15 protein-coding genes are annotated in these 16,775 nt (G+C 38.3%); 7 read left to right on the plus strand and 8 right to left on the minus strand.

The features are described 5' to 3' along the window. Window positions 1-20 precede the first annotated feature (20 nt). A complete protein-coding gene (gene arfB / locus AC04Q1_RS22860; protein ID WP_478366862.1) occupies window positions 21-428 on the plus strand; it encodes an alternative ribosome rescue aminoacyl-tRNA hydrolase ArfB in 408 nt (135 codons plus the stop codon). A gap of 119 nt (window positions 429-547) precedes the next feature. Here arfB and AC04Q1_RS22865 read toward each other — a convergent pair whose 3' ends face one another. Next, entirely contained in the window at window positions 548-1,498 is a 951-nt protein-coding gene (locus AC04Q1_RS22865) for a lipid A deacylase LpxR family protein (RefSeq protein WP_478366863.1), read from the minus strand. A gap of 83 nt (window positions 1,499-1,581) precedes the next feature. Beyond that, window positions 1,582-4,053, minus strand: coding sequence for an endopeptidase La (gene lon, locus AC04Q1_RS22870; RefSeq protein ID WP_478366864.1), 2,472 nt, complete (start codon window positions 4,051-4,053; stop codon window positions 1,582-1,584). Between the two features lie 316 nt (window positions 4,054-4,369). Between lon and AC04Q1_RS22875 the strand changes: the two genes are divergently transcribed. Beyond that, window positions 4,370-4,990 (plus strand): tetratricopeptide repeat protein, encoded by a 621-nt coding sequence (locus AC04Q1_RS22875; protein WP_478366865.1) that lies wholly within the window; start codon window positions 4,370-4,372, stop codon window positions 4,988-4,990. Between the two features lie 50 nt (window positions 4,991-5,040). Here the strand turns inward: AC04Q1_RS22875 and AC04Q1_RS22880 are convergent, their stop codons facing one another. After that, the gene (locus AC04Q1_RS22880; protein WP_478366866.1) at window positions 5,041-5,571 is read right to left on the minus strand and encodes a hypothetical protein; all 531 of its coding nucleotides are present in this window, start codon (window positions 5,569-5,571) and stop codon (window positions 5,041-5,043) included. Continuing rightward, complete coding sequence (gene gpmI / locus AC04Q1_RS22885) at window positions 5,571-7,094, minus strand: 2,3-bisphosphoglycerate-independent phosphoglycerate mutase (protein ID WP_478366867.1); 1,524 nt, start codon at window positions 7,092-7,094, stop codon at window positions 5,571-5,573. Before gpmI ends, AC04Q1_RS22880 begins: the two co-directional genes overlap by 1 nt. Before the next feature lie 207 nt (window positions 7,095-7,301). Between gpmI and AC04Q1_RS22890 the strand changes: the two genes are divergently transcribed. From AC04Q1_RS22890 to AC04Q1_RS22905, 4 genes are all read left to right on the plus strand, one after another. Further along, the gene (locus AC04Q1_RS22890) at window positions 7,302-7,667 is read left to right on the plus strand and encodes a DUF4783 domain-containing protein (RefSeq protein ID WP_478366868.1); all 366 of its coding nucleotides are present in this window, start codon (window positions 7,302-7,304) and stop codon (window positions 7,665-7,667) included. Between the two features lie 108 nt (window positions 7,668-7,775). Further along, entirely contained in the window at window positions 7,776-8,618 is an 843-nt protein-coding gene (nadC, locus tag AC04Q1_RS22895) for a carboxylating nicotinate-nucleotide diphosphorylase (protein WP_478366869.1), read from the plus strand. Window positions 8,619-8,667: 49 nt separating this feature from the next. Beyond that, the gene (gene plsY / locus AC04Q1_RS22900) at window positions 8,668-9,315 is read left to right on the plus strand and encodes a glycerol-3-phosphate 1-O-acyltransferase PlsY (protein ID WP_029279402.1); all 648 of its coding nucleotides are present in this window, start codon (window positions 8,668-8,670) and stop codon (window positions 9,313-9,315) included. A 97-nt stretch (window positions 9,316-9,412) separates the two neighbouring features. Next, window positions 9,413-10,219, plus strand: coding sequence for a M48 family metallopeptidase (locus tag AC04Q1_RS22905; RefSeq protein WP_478366870.1), 807 nt, complete (start codon window positions 9,413-9,415; stop codon window positions 10,217-10,219). A 318-nt stretch (window positions 10,220-10,537) separates the two neighbouring features. On the opposite strand, the gene AC04Q1_RS22910 is transcribed toward AC04Q1_RS22905, so the two are convergent. Continuing rightward, window positions 10,538-11,794, minus strand: a complete 1,257-nt coding sequence (locus AC04Q1_RS22910) for an anthranilate synthase component I family protein (protein ID WP_478366871.1) — start codon at window positions 11,792-11,794, stop codon at window positions 10,538-10,540. A gap of 189 nt (window positions 11,795-11,983) precedes the next feature. Between AC04Q1_RS22910 and AC04Q1_RS22915 the strand changes: the two genes are divergently transcribed. Then, window positions 11,984-12,295, plus strand: a complete 312-nt coding sequence (locus tag AC04Q1_RS22915) for a hypothetical protein (RefSeq protein WP_478366872.1) — start codon at window positions 11,984-11,986, stop codon at window positions 12,293-12,295. A gap of 179 nt (window positions 12,296-12,474) precedes the next feature. Here AC04Q1_RS22915 and AC04Q1_RS22920 read toward each other — a convergent pair whose 3' ends face one another. The 3 genes from AC04Q1_RS22920 to AC04Q1_RS22930 form a co-directional block, all read right to left on the minus strand. Then, window positions 12,475-13,755: an adenylosuccinate synthase gene (locus AC04Q1_RS22920; protein WP_478366873.1), complete on the minus strand. Its 1,281-nt coding sequence runs from the start codon at window positions 13,753-13,755 to the stop codon at window positions 12,475-12,477. 31 nt (window positions 13,756-13,786) lie between these two features. Next, window positions 13,787-14,290, minus strand: coding sequence for a Fur family transcriptional regulator (locus AC04Q1_RS22925; RefSeq protein ID WP_478366874.1), 504 nt, complete (start codon window positions 14,288-14,290; stop codon window positions 13,787-13,789). A 181-nt stretch (window positions 14,291-14,471) separates the two neighbouring features. Further along, window positions 14,472-16,679: a RelA/SpoT family protein gene (locus AC04Q1_RS22930; protein WP_478366875.1), complete on the minus strand. Its 2,208-nt coding sequence runs from the start codon at window positions 16,677-16,679 to the stop codon at window positions 14,472-14,474. Window positions 16,680-16,775: the final 96 nt, after the last annotated feature.

The raw sequence follows: 16,775 nt of genomic DNA on the forward strand, positions 1-16,775 counted from the left end.
CAAATTATTACTTTTGCGGCATGTTGCCCACAAGAGAAGAAATTTTACGGTCTGTTATTTTCAAAACTTCCAGAAGTGGGGGCAAAGGTGGGCAGAATGTGAATAAGGTTTCGAGCAAGGTCGAATTGATCTTCGATTTAGAAACTGCAGTTTATTTAAACGAAGACGAGAAAACACTTTTAAGATCCAGGTTGGAAAACCGTTTAGATACTGAAGGTTTGTTGCACATTGTTTCGCAAGAAGACAGAAGCCAGTTGTTAAATAAAGAGAAAACGGTCGCGAAACTGATCGATTTATTAAAACGTTCGCTTATTGTACAGAAAAAAAGAAAGCCAACCAAAATTCCTAAAGGGGTTATCGAAAAGAGGTTGAAAAATAAAGCCTCCACGGCAGAAAAGAAAAGAAACCGGAAAGTAAGTGATTTTTGAAAATATAATTTGTCAGATAGTAGTATTTGATACCGCGCTTGTGCGGTTAATCTTTCATAGTTAGTGGCTGAAATTTAACCTTCAGGCTTTTGAACAATTAACCATTTTAAACAGTTAACCTAACTCCTCCCAAATCGATAATACAAATTCAAGCCGCCATAATTCTGTGCTTTTGCCACACTTTTTACTTCTTTGGTTTTAAAAATTACATTAAAATCCGCTGTAAATCTTTTCGAACTGTAATTTATACCAAATTGCTGTTCAAAAACGATTGGTTTTACGCCAAAGGTTAGCGGACTATTATCGTTAAATAAACTTCCCTGAATAGTAGCATCGTAAGCAACGAAGTTTAGCTGTGGTTTAACATAAAAGAAGAATTCCGAATTGTGGAGGCTTTTGGTTTTAGCATTTCCGATTACCGCATTATGATAGGCACTATTAAACAATTGGTTCACCTTACCAATTCTGAATAAAACGGATGTTCCAAGACCTGAAAATGTTGTACCCAGATTGGCATAACCTTGCGCACTGATATCTACAATCGGGTCTTCAGGCCTGAAAAGTAATTTGCTGTAATTTGCGGAAAGATTTATGGCCAATTCATTTTTAATCTGGTAATCCCACCCTGCAGGCGTGTAAAAGCCTACTGTTTTGTGTAGAAAACGCTGTGCGTCCTGTGCCAGTGAGTTCGGGCCAACCGTTCCCAGTTCTACACTGGTTTTTAAAACACTTTCATTTTTATAGAAAACAGAATAGGCACCACCGGCATAAAGATAACCCGCAAAAGGCCTGTCCTGATCTTCTTTATTCGGAACCTGCCCCCAATATGGCGTGTACATTTTTTGCCCGGCAGAAATTTCGTAGGTCTTTTTCTCTATTTTGTCCGACAGTTTTTCGGCATTAATGGCGTGACGGAAGTAGATAAACAACCCATTGGTATAATAACGGTCGTTTAAAGTGGCCAGATAAGCATCGTTTTCGGTTTTAAAACCAAATTCGTTTTTAAATGACTGCGCAAAACTGGTTGAAGCAACCAAACAAAAAACTATAGCGAATAAAAATGATTTCATAAAAAAAGCCCAGGCAATTACCTGGGCTATAAAAGTATTTATTGTTATTGGATTTTTAATTGTTAATCCAAAAGAAATATAATTTAGTTCACAATCGGTGCAATTTTAACACTTAAATCTAACGGTTTTTTAACCTTATTCTTGGTTAAAGCCAACCCAATTACTTCGCTCATTTCGCTTACATAATGGAATGTTAAATCTTTAATGTAACTTTCTTTTATTTCTAAAATATCTTTACGGTTGCTTTTGCAAAGAATAATTTCTTTTATGTTTGCTCTTTTGGCCGCAAGTATTTTTTCTTTGATGCCACCAACAGGAAGTACTTTTCCGCGCAAGGTAATCTCGCCCGTCATGGCTAAATGTTGTTTTACTTTACGTTGTGTAAATGCTGAAGTTAATGCGGTTAGCATGGTTACCCCAGCCGATGGGCCATCTTTTGGGGTAGCACCGGCAGGCACGTGAACATGAACATCCCAATTGTCAAATAGCGAATAATCGATGTCGAATTCGGCTGCATGGGCGCGTAAATAGGCCAGAGCAATAACTGCCGATTCTTTCATTACATCACCCAGGTTACCGGTTAAGGTTAATTTTCCCTTACCAGGGCTTAAGCTCGATTCGATGAATAAAATATCGCCTCCAACACTAGTCCAGGCTAAACCTGTTACCACACCAGCCACTTCATTGCCTTCGTATAAATCCTTATCGTAAATTGGGGCTCCTAAAATACGTTCTACATCATCACTGCTTAAGTTGGTATCATAGGTTTCTTCCATGGCAATTTTTGTGGCTACACCACGTACCAGTGAACCGATTTTTTTCTCTAAACCACGCACGCCCGATTCTCTGGTATAATCTTCGATCACTTTCTCAATCAGGGCTGTTTTAAGGCTGATATCCTTGGTTTGAATTCCATGGTTTTCTTTCTGTTTTGGCAACAGGTATTTCTTGGCAATCTCTATTTTTTCTTCAATCGTGTAACCGTTTACTTCAATAATCTCCATACGGTCTAACAACGCAGGTTGTATGGTGCTTAAAGAGTTTGCAGTTGCGATGAACAGGATGTTCGATAAATCGTAATCCACTTCTACATAATGATCGTAAAAGGCATTGTTCTGCTCAGGGTCTAAAACCTCTAAAAGGGCCGACGATGGATCACCACGGTGATCGGTACCTACTTTATCAATCTCATCTAAAACAAAAACAGGATTATCTGCACCAGCTTTCTTAATCGATGAAATGATACGGCCCGGCATTGCACCAATATAGGTTTTACGGTGACCACGGATTTCGGCTTCATCTCGGATACCACCCAAAGCCATACGTACATATTTGCGGCCTAATGCTTTTGCAATGGATTTACCTAAAGATGTTTTACCAACTCCCGGAGGGCCAACCAAACATAAAATCGGCGCTTTCATATTGCGTTTTAGTTTAAGTACAGCGAGGTATTCGATAATACGCTGTTTTACTTTCTCCAAACCAAAGTGATCTTTATCTAAGATGCGCTGTGCTCTTTTCAGGTCGAAATTATCTTTTGTAAATTCACTCCAGGGTAAATCTAAAAGTAACTCCAGATAGTTTAACTGTACAGAATAATCAGGCGCAGCAGGATTCATTCTACCCAGTTTATCTATTTCTTTATCAAAGTGATCTGCTACTGCCTGAGACCATTTTTTCTTTTTGGCTCTTTCTTGTAGGGCATCGAATTCTAAATCGGCAGAATTGCCACCCAATTCTTCCTGAATGGTTTTTAACTGTTGATTTAAAAAATAATCGCGTTGTTGCTTGTCTAAATCGGTACGTACTTTCGATTGGATCTGATTTCTCAGTTCGAGCATCTGTAACTCCACCATCAAAAGCTCCATTACCTTTTGTGCCCTTTCCTGCAATTTATCCATTTCGAGGATTTTTTGCTTATCGGCCATTTCGGCATTCATGTTTGATGAAATGAAATTGATCAAAAATGAATTGCTCTCGATGTTTTTAAGCGCGATACTGGCTTCGCTCGGGATGTTTGGTGAAAGCTGGATAATCTGGGACGACATTTCGCGGATAGAGGCGATCAGCGTTTTGAATTCCTTATCGGCCTTATGTTTCTGCTCCTCAAACTTTTTAACAACAGCTTTGATGTAAGGTTCGTTCTGTACCTCTTCAATCAGGCTGAAACGTTGCTTCCCCTGGATAATTACTGTGGTATTTCCATCGGGCATTTGCAAGAGCTTAATGATGTTTGCAACAGTACCAACGGTGTTAAGCTGCTCAAAAGTAGGATCTTCAATCGAAACATCTTTTTGAGAAACTACCCCGATGATTTTATTTCCTTTGTAAGCTTCTTTGATTAATTTAATTGATTTATCTCTTCCAACGGTAATGGGAATCACTACACCCGGAAATAGAACTGTGTTTCGCAAAGGCAATATGGCCAATGTTTCGGGCGTTTCCTCATTGTTCATTTCCTCTTCGTCCTGTTGAGACATTAAAGGGAAAAACTCGGTATCCTCGTTGATGATTGGCATTGCTGTATGGAAATCAAATATATCTTGTTTACTCATTATCACATTTTCCTATAACGACAAACTGGCAGTTTAATCGTATCCACTTTGTTTAATTTTGGTATTAAGTTAATAAATTCAACTCTTGTGCCAAAGTGAAAATAGCATTAATCTTATGTTAAAAAGGCAGAGTAACATAAATATTTCAGCCAATATCATATAAAGCATATTTCAGCGTTTAAGCTAATGTTTAGGACGTTTGGTTGAAATGAAAGAAAATTAAAAACTTTTAAATTATCAGAATAGGATTATATTGCAAAAAATTTCTCCTATAAATTTTGTTAGGCGTTAGATTTGTTAAACTTATTACTCATACATGAACTATTTAAAAAAGGCTATTTTAGGACTCATTATCTTTTCATCTACCGGTAGTTTTGCCCAAAGCAGTTACGAAAGAAGCATGCAGGCCATGATGAAGGGTGATTATAAAACTGCCGCCGCTCAATTAGAAAAAGCTGACACTAAAACTCCCGACAATGCAAATGTGTTACAGATGCTTGGCTATTCTTATTTTCAAAACCGTGAATATGAGAAGTGCATTGCAACGTATAGCCGTTTATTAACGATTAAACCTACTGAAGTTACGGCCTATTATTACCGCGGGATAGCCAGATTAAAAATTGCAAATGATCCTAAAGAATCGTTAAATACCATGCGCGAAAGCTTTTATTTGGCATCTCTCAAAGATTTTACAAAAGCAATCGAAATTAATGGCGATGAAGATGCCCAGATGTTTCAGAACCGCGGATTAGCGTATAAAGATTATGCAATTTTCAAATCTTTTAAAGCGAAGAAAAAGGAAGAAAAAGCAGCTTGTGTAGCATCGTTTAATAATTCAATAGCCGATTTTCAGAAAGTATTGACTTTGCAACCTCTAAGAAAAGATATTATTGACTGGGTAACTTACGATAAAGCCCAGATCGCAACCTTAAAATAGGATTTGGCGGTAAATAAAAAGGGGAATGAATAATTTCAGTCCCCTTTTTCTTATTTCAGTTTTCCAACAACCGAATATTTCTTCTCATTCAGCAACCTGATTTTCTGTTGCTTTTTGATCGCGTATAAACTATCGGGACAATAGGTTAAGGTATCCAGCGATCGGTATAAGATATTTTTATTATCGATAATAATTTCTATTTTACCTGCTCTCTGACCCTTCCAGGTGATAGAAACTTTCTTGATCGGGATTTTCTTATTATCGGAAGTATAACTATCTATTCCATCTTGTTCTTTTATTTTAAAACTTCCTTTCCAGGAGGTTTTATTAATATCGGCATTAACAAAGATGGCCAGCTCTTTAGTCCAGTCGGCTATTTTGGCTGTTTTATGTTCTGTTGTACCATTTACGCTAACCGTTTTGTTTACCTCGGGGTTTAACTTTTGTAAGCGTGTAATTTCCTTTCCGAAATACCCCTTTATATCGAAATATAATAAATCAGTATTTGCTTCGGCCTCTTTTCGCTGGTTACAGGAAAACAATGCCAAAGCAAATACCAGGATATATAATTTTTTAATCATTACACTAAAACGTTTCCTGTCATTTCTTTTGGAATAGCAACACCTAATATTTTTAGAACAGTAGGGGCAATGTCGCCTAATTTTCCGTCAGCAATCGTTTTGTAATCATTATCGATCAAAATACATGGAACCAGGTTGGTGGTGTGTGCGGTATTGGCCGATCCATCCCCGTTAACCATAAACTCCGAGTTGCCGTGGTCGGCTAAAAGAATAAACGAATAACCGTGTTCCAAACCTTTTTTTACTACCGTTTCTGCACATTTATCTGCAGTTTCTACCGCTTTGATTACGGCTTCAAAAACACCTGTGTGGCCAACCATATCAGGATTGGCAAAGTTTAGGCAGATAAAATCAGCCCAGCCTGTTTCCATTTCTTTGGTAATGGCATCTGTAATGCCGGCTGCACTCATTTCCGGCTGAAGATCATAAGTAGCTACTTTAGGAGAAGGAACCAAAAGTCGTTTTTCATTTTTAAATTCGGCTTCTCTTCCGCCCGAGAAAAAGAAAGTTACGTGCGGGTATTTTTCAGTTTCGGCTATGCGGATCTGATTTTTGTTGTTATTTGCCAGCACTTCGCCGATGGTTTGTACTAGATCATCTTTAGTGAAGATTACATTTACCTTTTCAAAACTTTCATCGTAAGTGGTCATGGTAACATAATACAATGGCAGTTTGTGCATTTGCTGCTCCGGGAAGTCCTTTTGGGTTAAAGCCGTTGTAATCTCGCGACCCCTATCGGTGCGGAAATTAAAGCAGATCACCACATCGTCGTTTTGGATGGTCGCTACCGGAGCACCGTTATTTTGTGTTAAAACAATTGGTTTTAAAAACTCATCGGTTACGCCATCAGCATACGATTTTTTAATGGCTGCCAAAGCATCCTGAGTTTTTTCGCCAACACCATTAACCATTACATCATAAGCCTGTTTAACACGCTCCCAACGGTTATCGCGGTCCATTGCATAATAACGGCCAACCATTGTGGCCAATTTGGCATTGGTATTTTGAATGTGGTTTTCAAGATCTGTGATAAACCCTAATCCCGAGTTTGGGTCAGTATCGCGACCGTCTAAAAAAGCGTGTACAAAAGTATTTGGTACCTGTGCCTCATTAGCAGCATCACACAAAGCTTTTAGATGCTCAATATGCGCATGAACGCCACCGTTAGAAACTAAACCTATCAAGTGGACAGCTTTGTTGTTTTGTTTGGCATAATCGAATGCACTTACCAAAATAGGATTGCTGTGCAGTTCTCTGTCAGTAATTGATTTGTTGATTCTTCCAAGTTCCTGGTAAACCACACGGCCCGCACCTAAGTTCATGTGCCCAACTTCAGAGTTGCCCATTTGTCCGGCCGGTAAACCTACGGCTTCGCCAGAGGCTTCCAGTTTAGAATTTGGATAGTTTTTTAATAACGAATCGAAAAAAGGAGTATTGGCAGCATAAGCAGCATCGGAGTTATCTTGTTTTCCGTAGCCCCAACCATCTAGAATTATAAGTGCGAGTTTTTTATCGTTTACCATCTTTATTGAAAAATTTATTGATTCACATTAAAACATTTTGATGTATAACATGTTTTAGTGTTTTGTTTATATGGCAAATATAGCTTTATTGGCGCTTATACAAATTAAGAAATCCTTTTTTTTGATATGCTAATGGCATAATTTTAGCTAGAGGGTTCTGTATAAAATACAGAAATGATCCGGAGCTTATTTTTATTCATTATTAGTTTGTCATCATTATATAGTCCTACAGCCATCCAGGCTGATATTATTGATGATTTATCCTCGTATTTTAAGGCTGGTAATTCAAAAGAGATTGCCAAAAATTTCGCCTCAACGATCGAACTGATCATAATTGATGAAGAAGATGTATACTCAAAAGCACAAGGTGAACAGATTTTGAGAGATTTTTTCATCAAACACCCTCCTGTAAAAACAAGTATTTTTCATAAAATTAATACCAATCCAAACTATCGTTTTGGGGTGATTATCTTAAGCACCGCTAAAGAAACTTTCAGGGTTTCTGTTACTATGAAAAAATTCAATACCAGTTTTTCGATTACTGAATTAAGAATTGAGCCTGCGAAAGATTAACAGCGCAACTCATAATTCGTAAAATTCGTTATTCAGCATATCTTTATACCCATTAGTAAATTGCCTGCTAACAAATATTTCTTATTTTTGCGGCATAAAATCTACATTTTGGATATTCAACTTATACATCAATTCATAAAAAATGCCCTTACCGAAGATGTTGGTGATGGCGATCATACCTCACTTTCAACCATTCCTTCAGGAACGCAGGGAAAGGCAAAGCTGATTATCAAGGAAGATGGCATTTTGGCGGGAATTGAACTGGCTATTGAGATTTTTAAAGAGGTTGATGCCAATCTGAAGGTTGATGTGCTTTTGCAGGACGGTGCAGCAGTAAAAGTTGGTGATATCGCATTAACAGTTGCTGGCAGTACACATGCCATTTTAATTGCCGAACGTCTGGTTTTAAACTGTATGCAACGCATGAGCGGTATTGCCACGAAAACCCATCGGATTGTTTCGTTACTGAAAACTACAAAAACCAAAATTTTAGATACCCGGAAAACGACCCCAGGCTTACGTTATCTGGAAAAATGGGCGGTTAGAATTGGTGGTGGCGTAAATCACCGCATCGGTTTATATGATATGATCTTAATTAAAGATAACCATGTAGATTATGCCGGAGGGATTTCGAATGCCATTACAGCTGCCCGAAAGTATCTTGCAGATCAAAATAAAAGTCTTCAGATCGAAATTGAAGTTAGGAATTTAGAAGAATTATCGCAGGTTTTGGCCATCGGTGGTGTAGATCGCATTATGCTCGATAATTTCAGTTTTGAAAATTTAAGAGCAGCGGTTGCTTTAATCGACGGTAAATTTATTACAGAGGCTTCCGGAGGCATTACAGAAGAGAATGTTGCAGAATATGCGGCCTGTGGTGTAGATTTTATTTCGATGGGCGCACTTACACATTCTGTGAAAAGCCTGGATATGAGTTTAAAAGCATACTAAAGTGATTTGCTATAAAATTAAAAGCTTATTTTTTGTATCATTGTAGGCTATGGTTACGGTTTATTCTCTCAGCGCGCTATTAATTGCTTACCTTTTTGGATCTATACCAACGGCTGTATGGCTTGGTCAGGCCTTTTATGGGGTTGATGTAAGAGAATACGGAAGCGGCAACGCTGGCGCAACCAATACTTTTAGGGTATTGGGCAAAAAAGCCGGAATTGCAGTAATGATTATCGATATTGCGAAAGGTTATACCGCAACCAATCTGGCCTATTTAATCGGCATGTCGGTAACAGGCCCACAAAATTCAGTTGTTTTTGTTAATTATCAACTTGCACTAGGTGTAACCGCAGTGATGGGGCATTTATTTCCCGTTTTTGCTGGTTTTAGGGGTGGAAAGGGAGTTGCTACGCTTTTTGGAATGATTTTGGCAGTTAACTTCGAGGCATCTATGCTTTGTGTTCTGGTTTTTGTAGTGGTACTGTTGTTAACTAAATATGTTTCATTAAGTTCCATCTGCGCAGGATTTACTTTTCCGCTCAGTGTGGTGTTTTTGTTTCAGGTTTCGATCAAATCTGAAGTGCTTTATGGCATGGTGGTTTGTATTTTAATCCTGGTCACGCATCAAAAAAACCTCGAAAGATTGCTAAAGGGCAAAGAATCTAAAGTGTATTTGTTTAGGAAGAAAACGAATTAATTTAACAAATCACATTTCATTAAAACTTATTTATAAGCTTACTGTTTAATCTTCGGTTTTGCTTATCAGTATTTACTAATCATTTTAAATCGCATTTATGAAAAAGTTATTTTTAACAGCAAGCGTTGCTGGGATTTTATTATTTAACTCATGTTCTACCGTTCCGTTAACCGGCCGTAGTCGATTTGATTTAGTGAGTAACGATCAGGTGCTGCCCATGGCCTTCCAGGCTTACAGCACATTTTTAACCGAAAACAAAACTACCGTTTTACCGGCTTCTAATGCGCAGGCTTTAAAGGTGAAAACCATCGGTAGCAGGTTGATTACAGCAGTAAAATCGTACATGAATAACAATAACTATGGTAACCTGATAGCGGATTACCAGTGGGAAGTTAATGTGGTTCAAAATAACGAGAAAAATGCATGGTGCATGCCTGGTGGAAAGATTGTGGTTTATACGGGTATTTTGCCTGTAACTCAAGATGATGCTGGTTTAGCTACCGTAATGGGACACGAGATTGCCCATGCCATCGCCGGTCACTCTGCAGAACGTATGTCACAGGAGATGGTTGCACAGGGTGTTGGCGCAGCAGCAGGTGTGGCTTTATCTAAAAACCCGAAAACACAATCTATTTTCAATACTTTATATGGTGTAGGTACTCCGGTTGCCATGCTAAAATTTAGCCGTAACCAGGAGTTGGAAGCCGATCGTTTAGGTTTGATTTTTATGGCCATGGCCGGATACAATCCACAAAGCGCCACTGCTTTCTGGAACAGGATGTCGGCGGCTTCTGCAGGTGCACAAAAACCAGCAGAGTTTTTAAGTACCCACCCAAGTGATGCCACGCGTATTGCACAGATTCAAAAATATTTACCTGAAGCTCAACAGTATTATAAGAAATAAGGTTGGAAGCCGAAGGTAGAAAGGTGGAAGGTTTTTGCTTGGTGCAGAGAATTTCCACCTTTTTTTTGTAATCACCTTCGAAATATCGTCATTTCGGACAGAGATAACGTAATCGAGAAATCTAATTGAAAAGATATTTTTTATCTGGTCTTAGCTTCTCAATTAGACCTTTTTAGTTTTAAGGACATTGGTTATTCGTAGCGAGACGCTATAACCAGAAGAAAGCAGGAAAGATCCTGAAATGAATCCGATGGTTATCGGATCAGCGTGACGGATGCGGGTGGAGGGTTTCCTGTTGAACCAATGAACTACAATAACCTAACTACCCAATACCTTCAAAATCGCACTGGCTTTCAATAAACACTCTTCGTATTCTGAAACGGCATCGCTTTGATAAGTAATGGCCCCACCAACCTGAAAAGATAAGTATTTGGACTCAGTATTGTATAAAATGCTTCGGATAACCACATTGAAATCGAAATCTCCATCAGGACTGATACAGCCGAATGAGCCAGAATAAATACCTCTTTTGGTCACTTCGTATTCTTCAATCAACTTCATGGCTTTGACCTTTGGTGCACCCGTCATAGATCCCATAGGAAAAGCATTTTTAATGGCATCAATAAAATGGATACCCGGATTCAATTCGCAGCTAATGGTAGAGATCATCTGGTGAACCTGAGGAAAGCTGTAAATGCCAAATAATTCATCAACGGTAACTGATCCCTTTGCAGCCGATTTAGTGAGGTCGTGACGTACCAGATCAACGATCATGACGTTTTCTGCCTGTTCCTTGACGTCATTCCTGAGCTGCAATTTTATAGCTTCATCCTCCACTGGATCCAAACTTCTTTTGGCAGTTCCTTTAATGGGTTGTGAAGTAAGTTTTGATCCACGTTTACACAAAAATCTTTCGGGTGTAGCAGATAAGATATATTTTCCATAAACCTTAAAGTAACCGGCAAATGGGGTAGGGGAAACTTTGTTTAGCGCCTCAAACGTTCGAATGGGGTCTATTCCAGCATTTTTGGCAAAAAATTCCTGACAAAAATTGACCTCATAGATATCCCCCCTGATCATATGATCTCTTAAAGCATCAACTTTATTGATGTACTGTTCTTTTGATAATCTTTGCCTGATGCTTATCGCTTTCGATTGGGTTTTTGGCTGAAACTGAAACGAATCGATATCCATTAAAATTGCTTGATCGCCAATTAAAACCTCCGCTTTGCCATTTTTAAATGCGATTAAATATTTCGGAACGAAAAAGTATAGATCTGGGAAGTCTAAATTGTCAGAGCGACTAGAATTGAGATCTTCAATTTCGTTTTTTAAATCGTAACTAAAAAAACCGAAAATCCATTGTTTTTGTATGGTATAAAAGCTTTTGAGTTGATCAAAGGCATGACCTGTTGAACATTTTAATTCTGTGTCAACATCAGCGGCGATAATAAAATCGTAAGCTGAATAAGCATCTTTGTAATCGTTTGAATCTAAAAAACAACACACTTCGAACTGGTTTGCCCAGTGCAATGCTTTTTGTTTAAAATGGGATATGTTTTGTGGGGTTTTCAAGCTGCGGCAAAGGTAAAAATAGAGTTGATAATTGTAAGAAATTAATTTTTATCTTGAATAATAATTAAGTTATGAAAGTTAAGTGTCTTTTTTGCCTCTGTATCCATTTTATTAATACTGGGATGCTCGAGGATTAAGCAAAGGAAAATTCATTTATATGAACTTGAAGAAGCAAAAGTAAAAATGGATATGGATATGCCGGATGATTCCTGTGCTATCGTAGATATTCTAGCATACTTTCCAAGCACTGAAAAGTGTGAATCGAACAGAAAAAATGCAAAACTATATGTATGTAAACAGGAATCAACAGGAGACACGCTTTATGTTTTTGCTGATTGTGGCCGGGAGAAAACACTTCCGTTTTTTAGAGGTGTTTATCTTGTGAAAGGTAGTATTAAAAGTAACGTTGTAAAGGAGCTAGTGGTTTCAATACCTGAGAATTTTATCATCCCTAAAAAAGCTAAATATGTTTTCTCTGATTTACTTTGGGTAGAAGATTGAAGATGATGAGAAGGAAGTTATTAAGTTAATTTGCTATCAATTGTGAAGAGTTGTTAACTTTTCAGCACTTATGCTATTAAAGTTGACAACTAAAAAAAAGCAATCCGTTTTGGATTGCTTTTATATTATCAGTCGTAAATGGACCTAAAAATAAATTCAGGGTGACTAAATCGGGTATTTTAACGCAATTCTAAAGTTTGTGCTCTGTCTGGTCCTACCGAAAGGAATTTGATTGGCACTTCTAATTCTTTTTCTAAAAACGCGATATAATCAGTCAATTTAGCCGGGATTTCATCTACTGAGGTAATTTTTGTTACATCAGTAGCCCAGCCGTCAATTGCTTTTAATACCGGTTTTGGTTCGATAGAAATGATATCGTAAGGCATGTAATCGATTGTTTCGCCATTATATTCGTAGTGTGTACAAGCATAAATGGTATCAAAAGTATCTAAAACATCCGCTTTCATCATAATTAACTCGGTAACACCGTTTAACATGATGGCATATTTTAATGCAGGAAGATCAATCCATCCACAACGGCGGGCGCGACCTGTCGTTGCACCGAACTCGTGACCTAAGGCGCGTAAATTTTCGCCAACTTCATTATCTAATTCGGTAGGAAAAGGGCCGCCACCAACACGTGTACAATAGGCTTTAAAGATGCCATAAACAGCACCCACTTTATTGGGCGCAATACCTAAACCAGTACAGGCACCTGCGGTTGTTGTATTACTAGAAGTTACGAAAGGGTAAGAACCGAAATCAACATCCAATAACGTTCCCTGTGCACCTTCAGCTAAAACGGCTTTGCCTTCTTTTAAGAAACCATTAACATAATGCTCGCTATCTACGTGTGGAATGCTTTTTAAGAATTCGATGGCCTCAAAGAATGAAGCTTCTTTTTCTGCCAGTTCATATTCGAAACCTTCGTAATGAGAAAGAATTTCAGTGTGTTTTTCTACCAGTTTAGCATAACGCTCTTTGAAATCAGGTAAGGTAGTATCGCCAACACGTAAACCGTTACGGCCGGTTTTGTCCATATAAGTTGGACCGATACCCTTTAGGGTTGATCCAATCTTATTTTTGCCCATGCGTGCTTCATTCGCAGCATCTAATAACTGGTGGGTTGGTAAAATTAAGTGTGCTTTACGGGCAATCACCAATTTGCCATCGGCAACGGGATCATGACCAGCTTTTTTTAAATTATCTAACTCTCTTTTTAGGATAATAGGGTCGATTACTACGCCATTACCAATAAGATTCATGGTTTTTTCGTTAAAAATTCCTGAAGGGATTGTATTTAAAACGAATTTTTTGCCATCGAACTCTAAAGTATGTCCGGCATTTGGGCCACCCTGAAAACGGGCAATAAGATCATATTTTGGACTTAGTACATCAACGATTTTTCCCTTTCCTTCGTCGCCCCATTGCAGGCCGAGAAGTACATCTACTTGCGTCATTATTTAATAAATTAAGCTGGTTTTATTTGTATTATGATTTAATTTCTTCGATTTTTTCGGTTGTTGCTGCACTTTCGCTTACTTTTCTGGCCATACTGCAGTCAGAGCAGAAGCCATAAAGATTTAAGGAGTGGTGTTTAACATCAAATTTTAAAAGATCACCAACCATGGTTTGGATCTGGTGAATTCGGGGATCGCAGAATTCTACTACTTTACCACATTCAATACAGATCACGTGATCGTGCTGGCGGTAACCGTAAGATTTTTCGAATTGTGCCATATTTTTACCAAACTGGTGTTTGGTAACTAAATCGCAGGAAACCAATAACTCCAAAGTATTATAAACCGTAGCCCGACTTACACGGTACTTTTGGTTTTTCATATGGATATAAAGGGTTTCTACATCAAAGTGATCGTTTCTTGAATATATTTCTTCCAATATAGCGAAACGCTCTGGTGTTTTACGTAGATTTTTGTTTTCTAAATAAGCCTCAAAAATCTTGCGAACGAGCTCATTTGTTTTTTGTTCAGACATAGTTTTTAAACTCCATTCAAAGGTAGGTAAATTGTTTTGAAAAATGATTACACTGGTTAAATCATTACACAGATTTGTATTTAGTGAAAGGCTCAGGCGGCAGAAATTTAAATTGCAATATCTTGCGGCTTAGCAATCGAAATCCATACTTCGGACCCCGGTCTCCCGACTTTCGGACTAACTAAGCGTCAAACCTGGTTACCCCGGTAACGCCTCTAACCTTTAATAAATTTTTAATCAGGTTTTCCAGATGTTCGGTATCGTTTACAAAAATCATAATTGAACCATCAAAAATCCCCTCATTGGTATCTACAGTAATCGACCGCATATTTACTTTAAAGTCGGTAGAAATCACCCTGGTGATATTATTGATCAAACCTACATCATCAATACCAACAATACGTAATCCTGTAAGGAAGGTCAGTTCCTGCTGTTTGTTCCATTTGGCTTTCACTATCCGGTAGCCATAGTTCGACATTAACTGGGCTGCATTCGGACAATTCGTTCTGTGAATCTTGATGCCTTCACTTACTGTCACAAAACCAAAAACATCATCGCCTGGGATTGGATTACAGCAAGCTGCTAAAGTATAATCTATTTTTTGTAAATCTTCCCCAATCAATAAAATGTCGTTTTCCGAGCCTTTCATTTTAGTCTTTACCATGTCAACCGTTAGGTTTTCAGGGCGTTCCGGGGCTCGGTTTTCAATTTCTTTTTCGCTCGATAGATACTCTTTAATATCTTTCAATTCGATTTTTCCGAGCGCAACATTAACAAAAAGCTCTTGTGTAGAAGGCAGTTTAAAGAAATAACTGAGCTTTTGTAAATTATCAGTATTGTAGGTGATTTTTAATGATTTAAGCTTTCTTTCTAAGATTTCCTTACCATTTTCGGCAATCTTCCGCTTTTCTTCCTTTAGAGATGATTTAATCTTTGATTTCGCTTTTGCCGTAACCACCACATTGAGCCAGTCTTCTTTTGGAGTCTGCTTGCTCGAGGTGATAATCTCAACCTGATCGCCATTTTGGAGCTTGTAAGAGATCGGAACCAGTTTGTGGTTTACTTTGGCGCCGATACAGGTTGCCCCCACATCGGTGTGGATTTCGAAAGCAAAATCCAATGCGGTGGCGCCTAAAGGCAACTGGATTAAAGCACCTTTTGGTGTAAAAATGAAAATCTCATCAGAGAAAAGGTTCATTTTAAAATCATCGAGGAAATCTAAGGCATTGGCTTCAGGATTGCTGAGCATTTCGCGCACTTTCTGGATCCATTGATCCAAACCGTTATCATTGCTCGATTCTTTGTATTTCCAGTGTGCAGCAAAACCTTTTTCTGCAATTTCATTCATACGCTGGGTACGGATCTGTACCTCAACCCATTGTCCGCGTGGACCCATTACCGTAGTGTGCAAACTTTCGTAACCATTCCCTTTTGGAGAGGAAACCCAGTCGCGTAAACGATCAGGATTGGGTCGATATAAATCGGTTACAATAGAATAGGCTTTCCAGCAATCTGCCTTTTCATTTTCGGGAGCAGAATCCAGAATAATCCGGATAGCAAAAAGATCATAAACCTCTTCGAAAGGAATATTTTTCTTTTTCATCTTGTTCCAGATGGAGTGGATTGATTTTGGCCGTCCGTAAACATCAGCCACTAAACCTTGTTCATGAACGATTTCATCAATCGGTTCGACGAATTTTTTGATAAAAAGGGCACGCTCCGCTTTTTTCTCGTTTAATTTTTTTGCGATGAATTTGTATGTGTCAGGGTCAAGATATTTCATCGAAAGATCTTCCAACTCTGATTTTATGGCATATAAACCCAACCGATGGGCCAGTGGTGCATATAAATAAATGGTTTCTGAGGCGATTTTAAGCTGTTTATGGCGTGGCATAAAATCCATCGTGCGCATATTATGCAAACGGTCGGCAAGTTTGATCAGGATTACCCGAACATCATCTGCCAAAGTAAGTAGCATTTTACGGAAATTCTCAGCCTGTAATGAGCTATTGGTATCAAAAACGCCCGAAATCTTGGTTAAACCGTCGATGATTTTGGCGGTTTTTTTTCCGAATTCGCGTTCAATATCTTCCAGCGTGATATCGGTATCTTCTACTACATCATGCAATAGCGCACATACAATTGAAGTTGTTCCCAGCCCGATTTCTTCGGCAGCAATCTGCGCTACCGCAATAGGATGGTAGATATAAGGTTCGCCAGATTTACGCCGCATATCTTTATGGCTTTCCAGCGCCATATCAAAAGCTTTCCGGATTTCTTTCTTATCGCCCTTTTGTAAAGTAGATTTGCTTGCCCTTAATAATGCCCTATATCTTTTTAGAATCTCTTGCTTTTCCGCCTCTAAATCAATCACTAACTCTGTTTTCATTTGTATTTTTTGCGTAAAAATTGCGTCTTATTTATGAATAAAACTTATATTAGATTTGTGAAACAACTAATATATGAAATAACACCTAACTTTGTA

Source organism: Pedobacter humicola, from assembly GCF_056490705.1.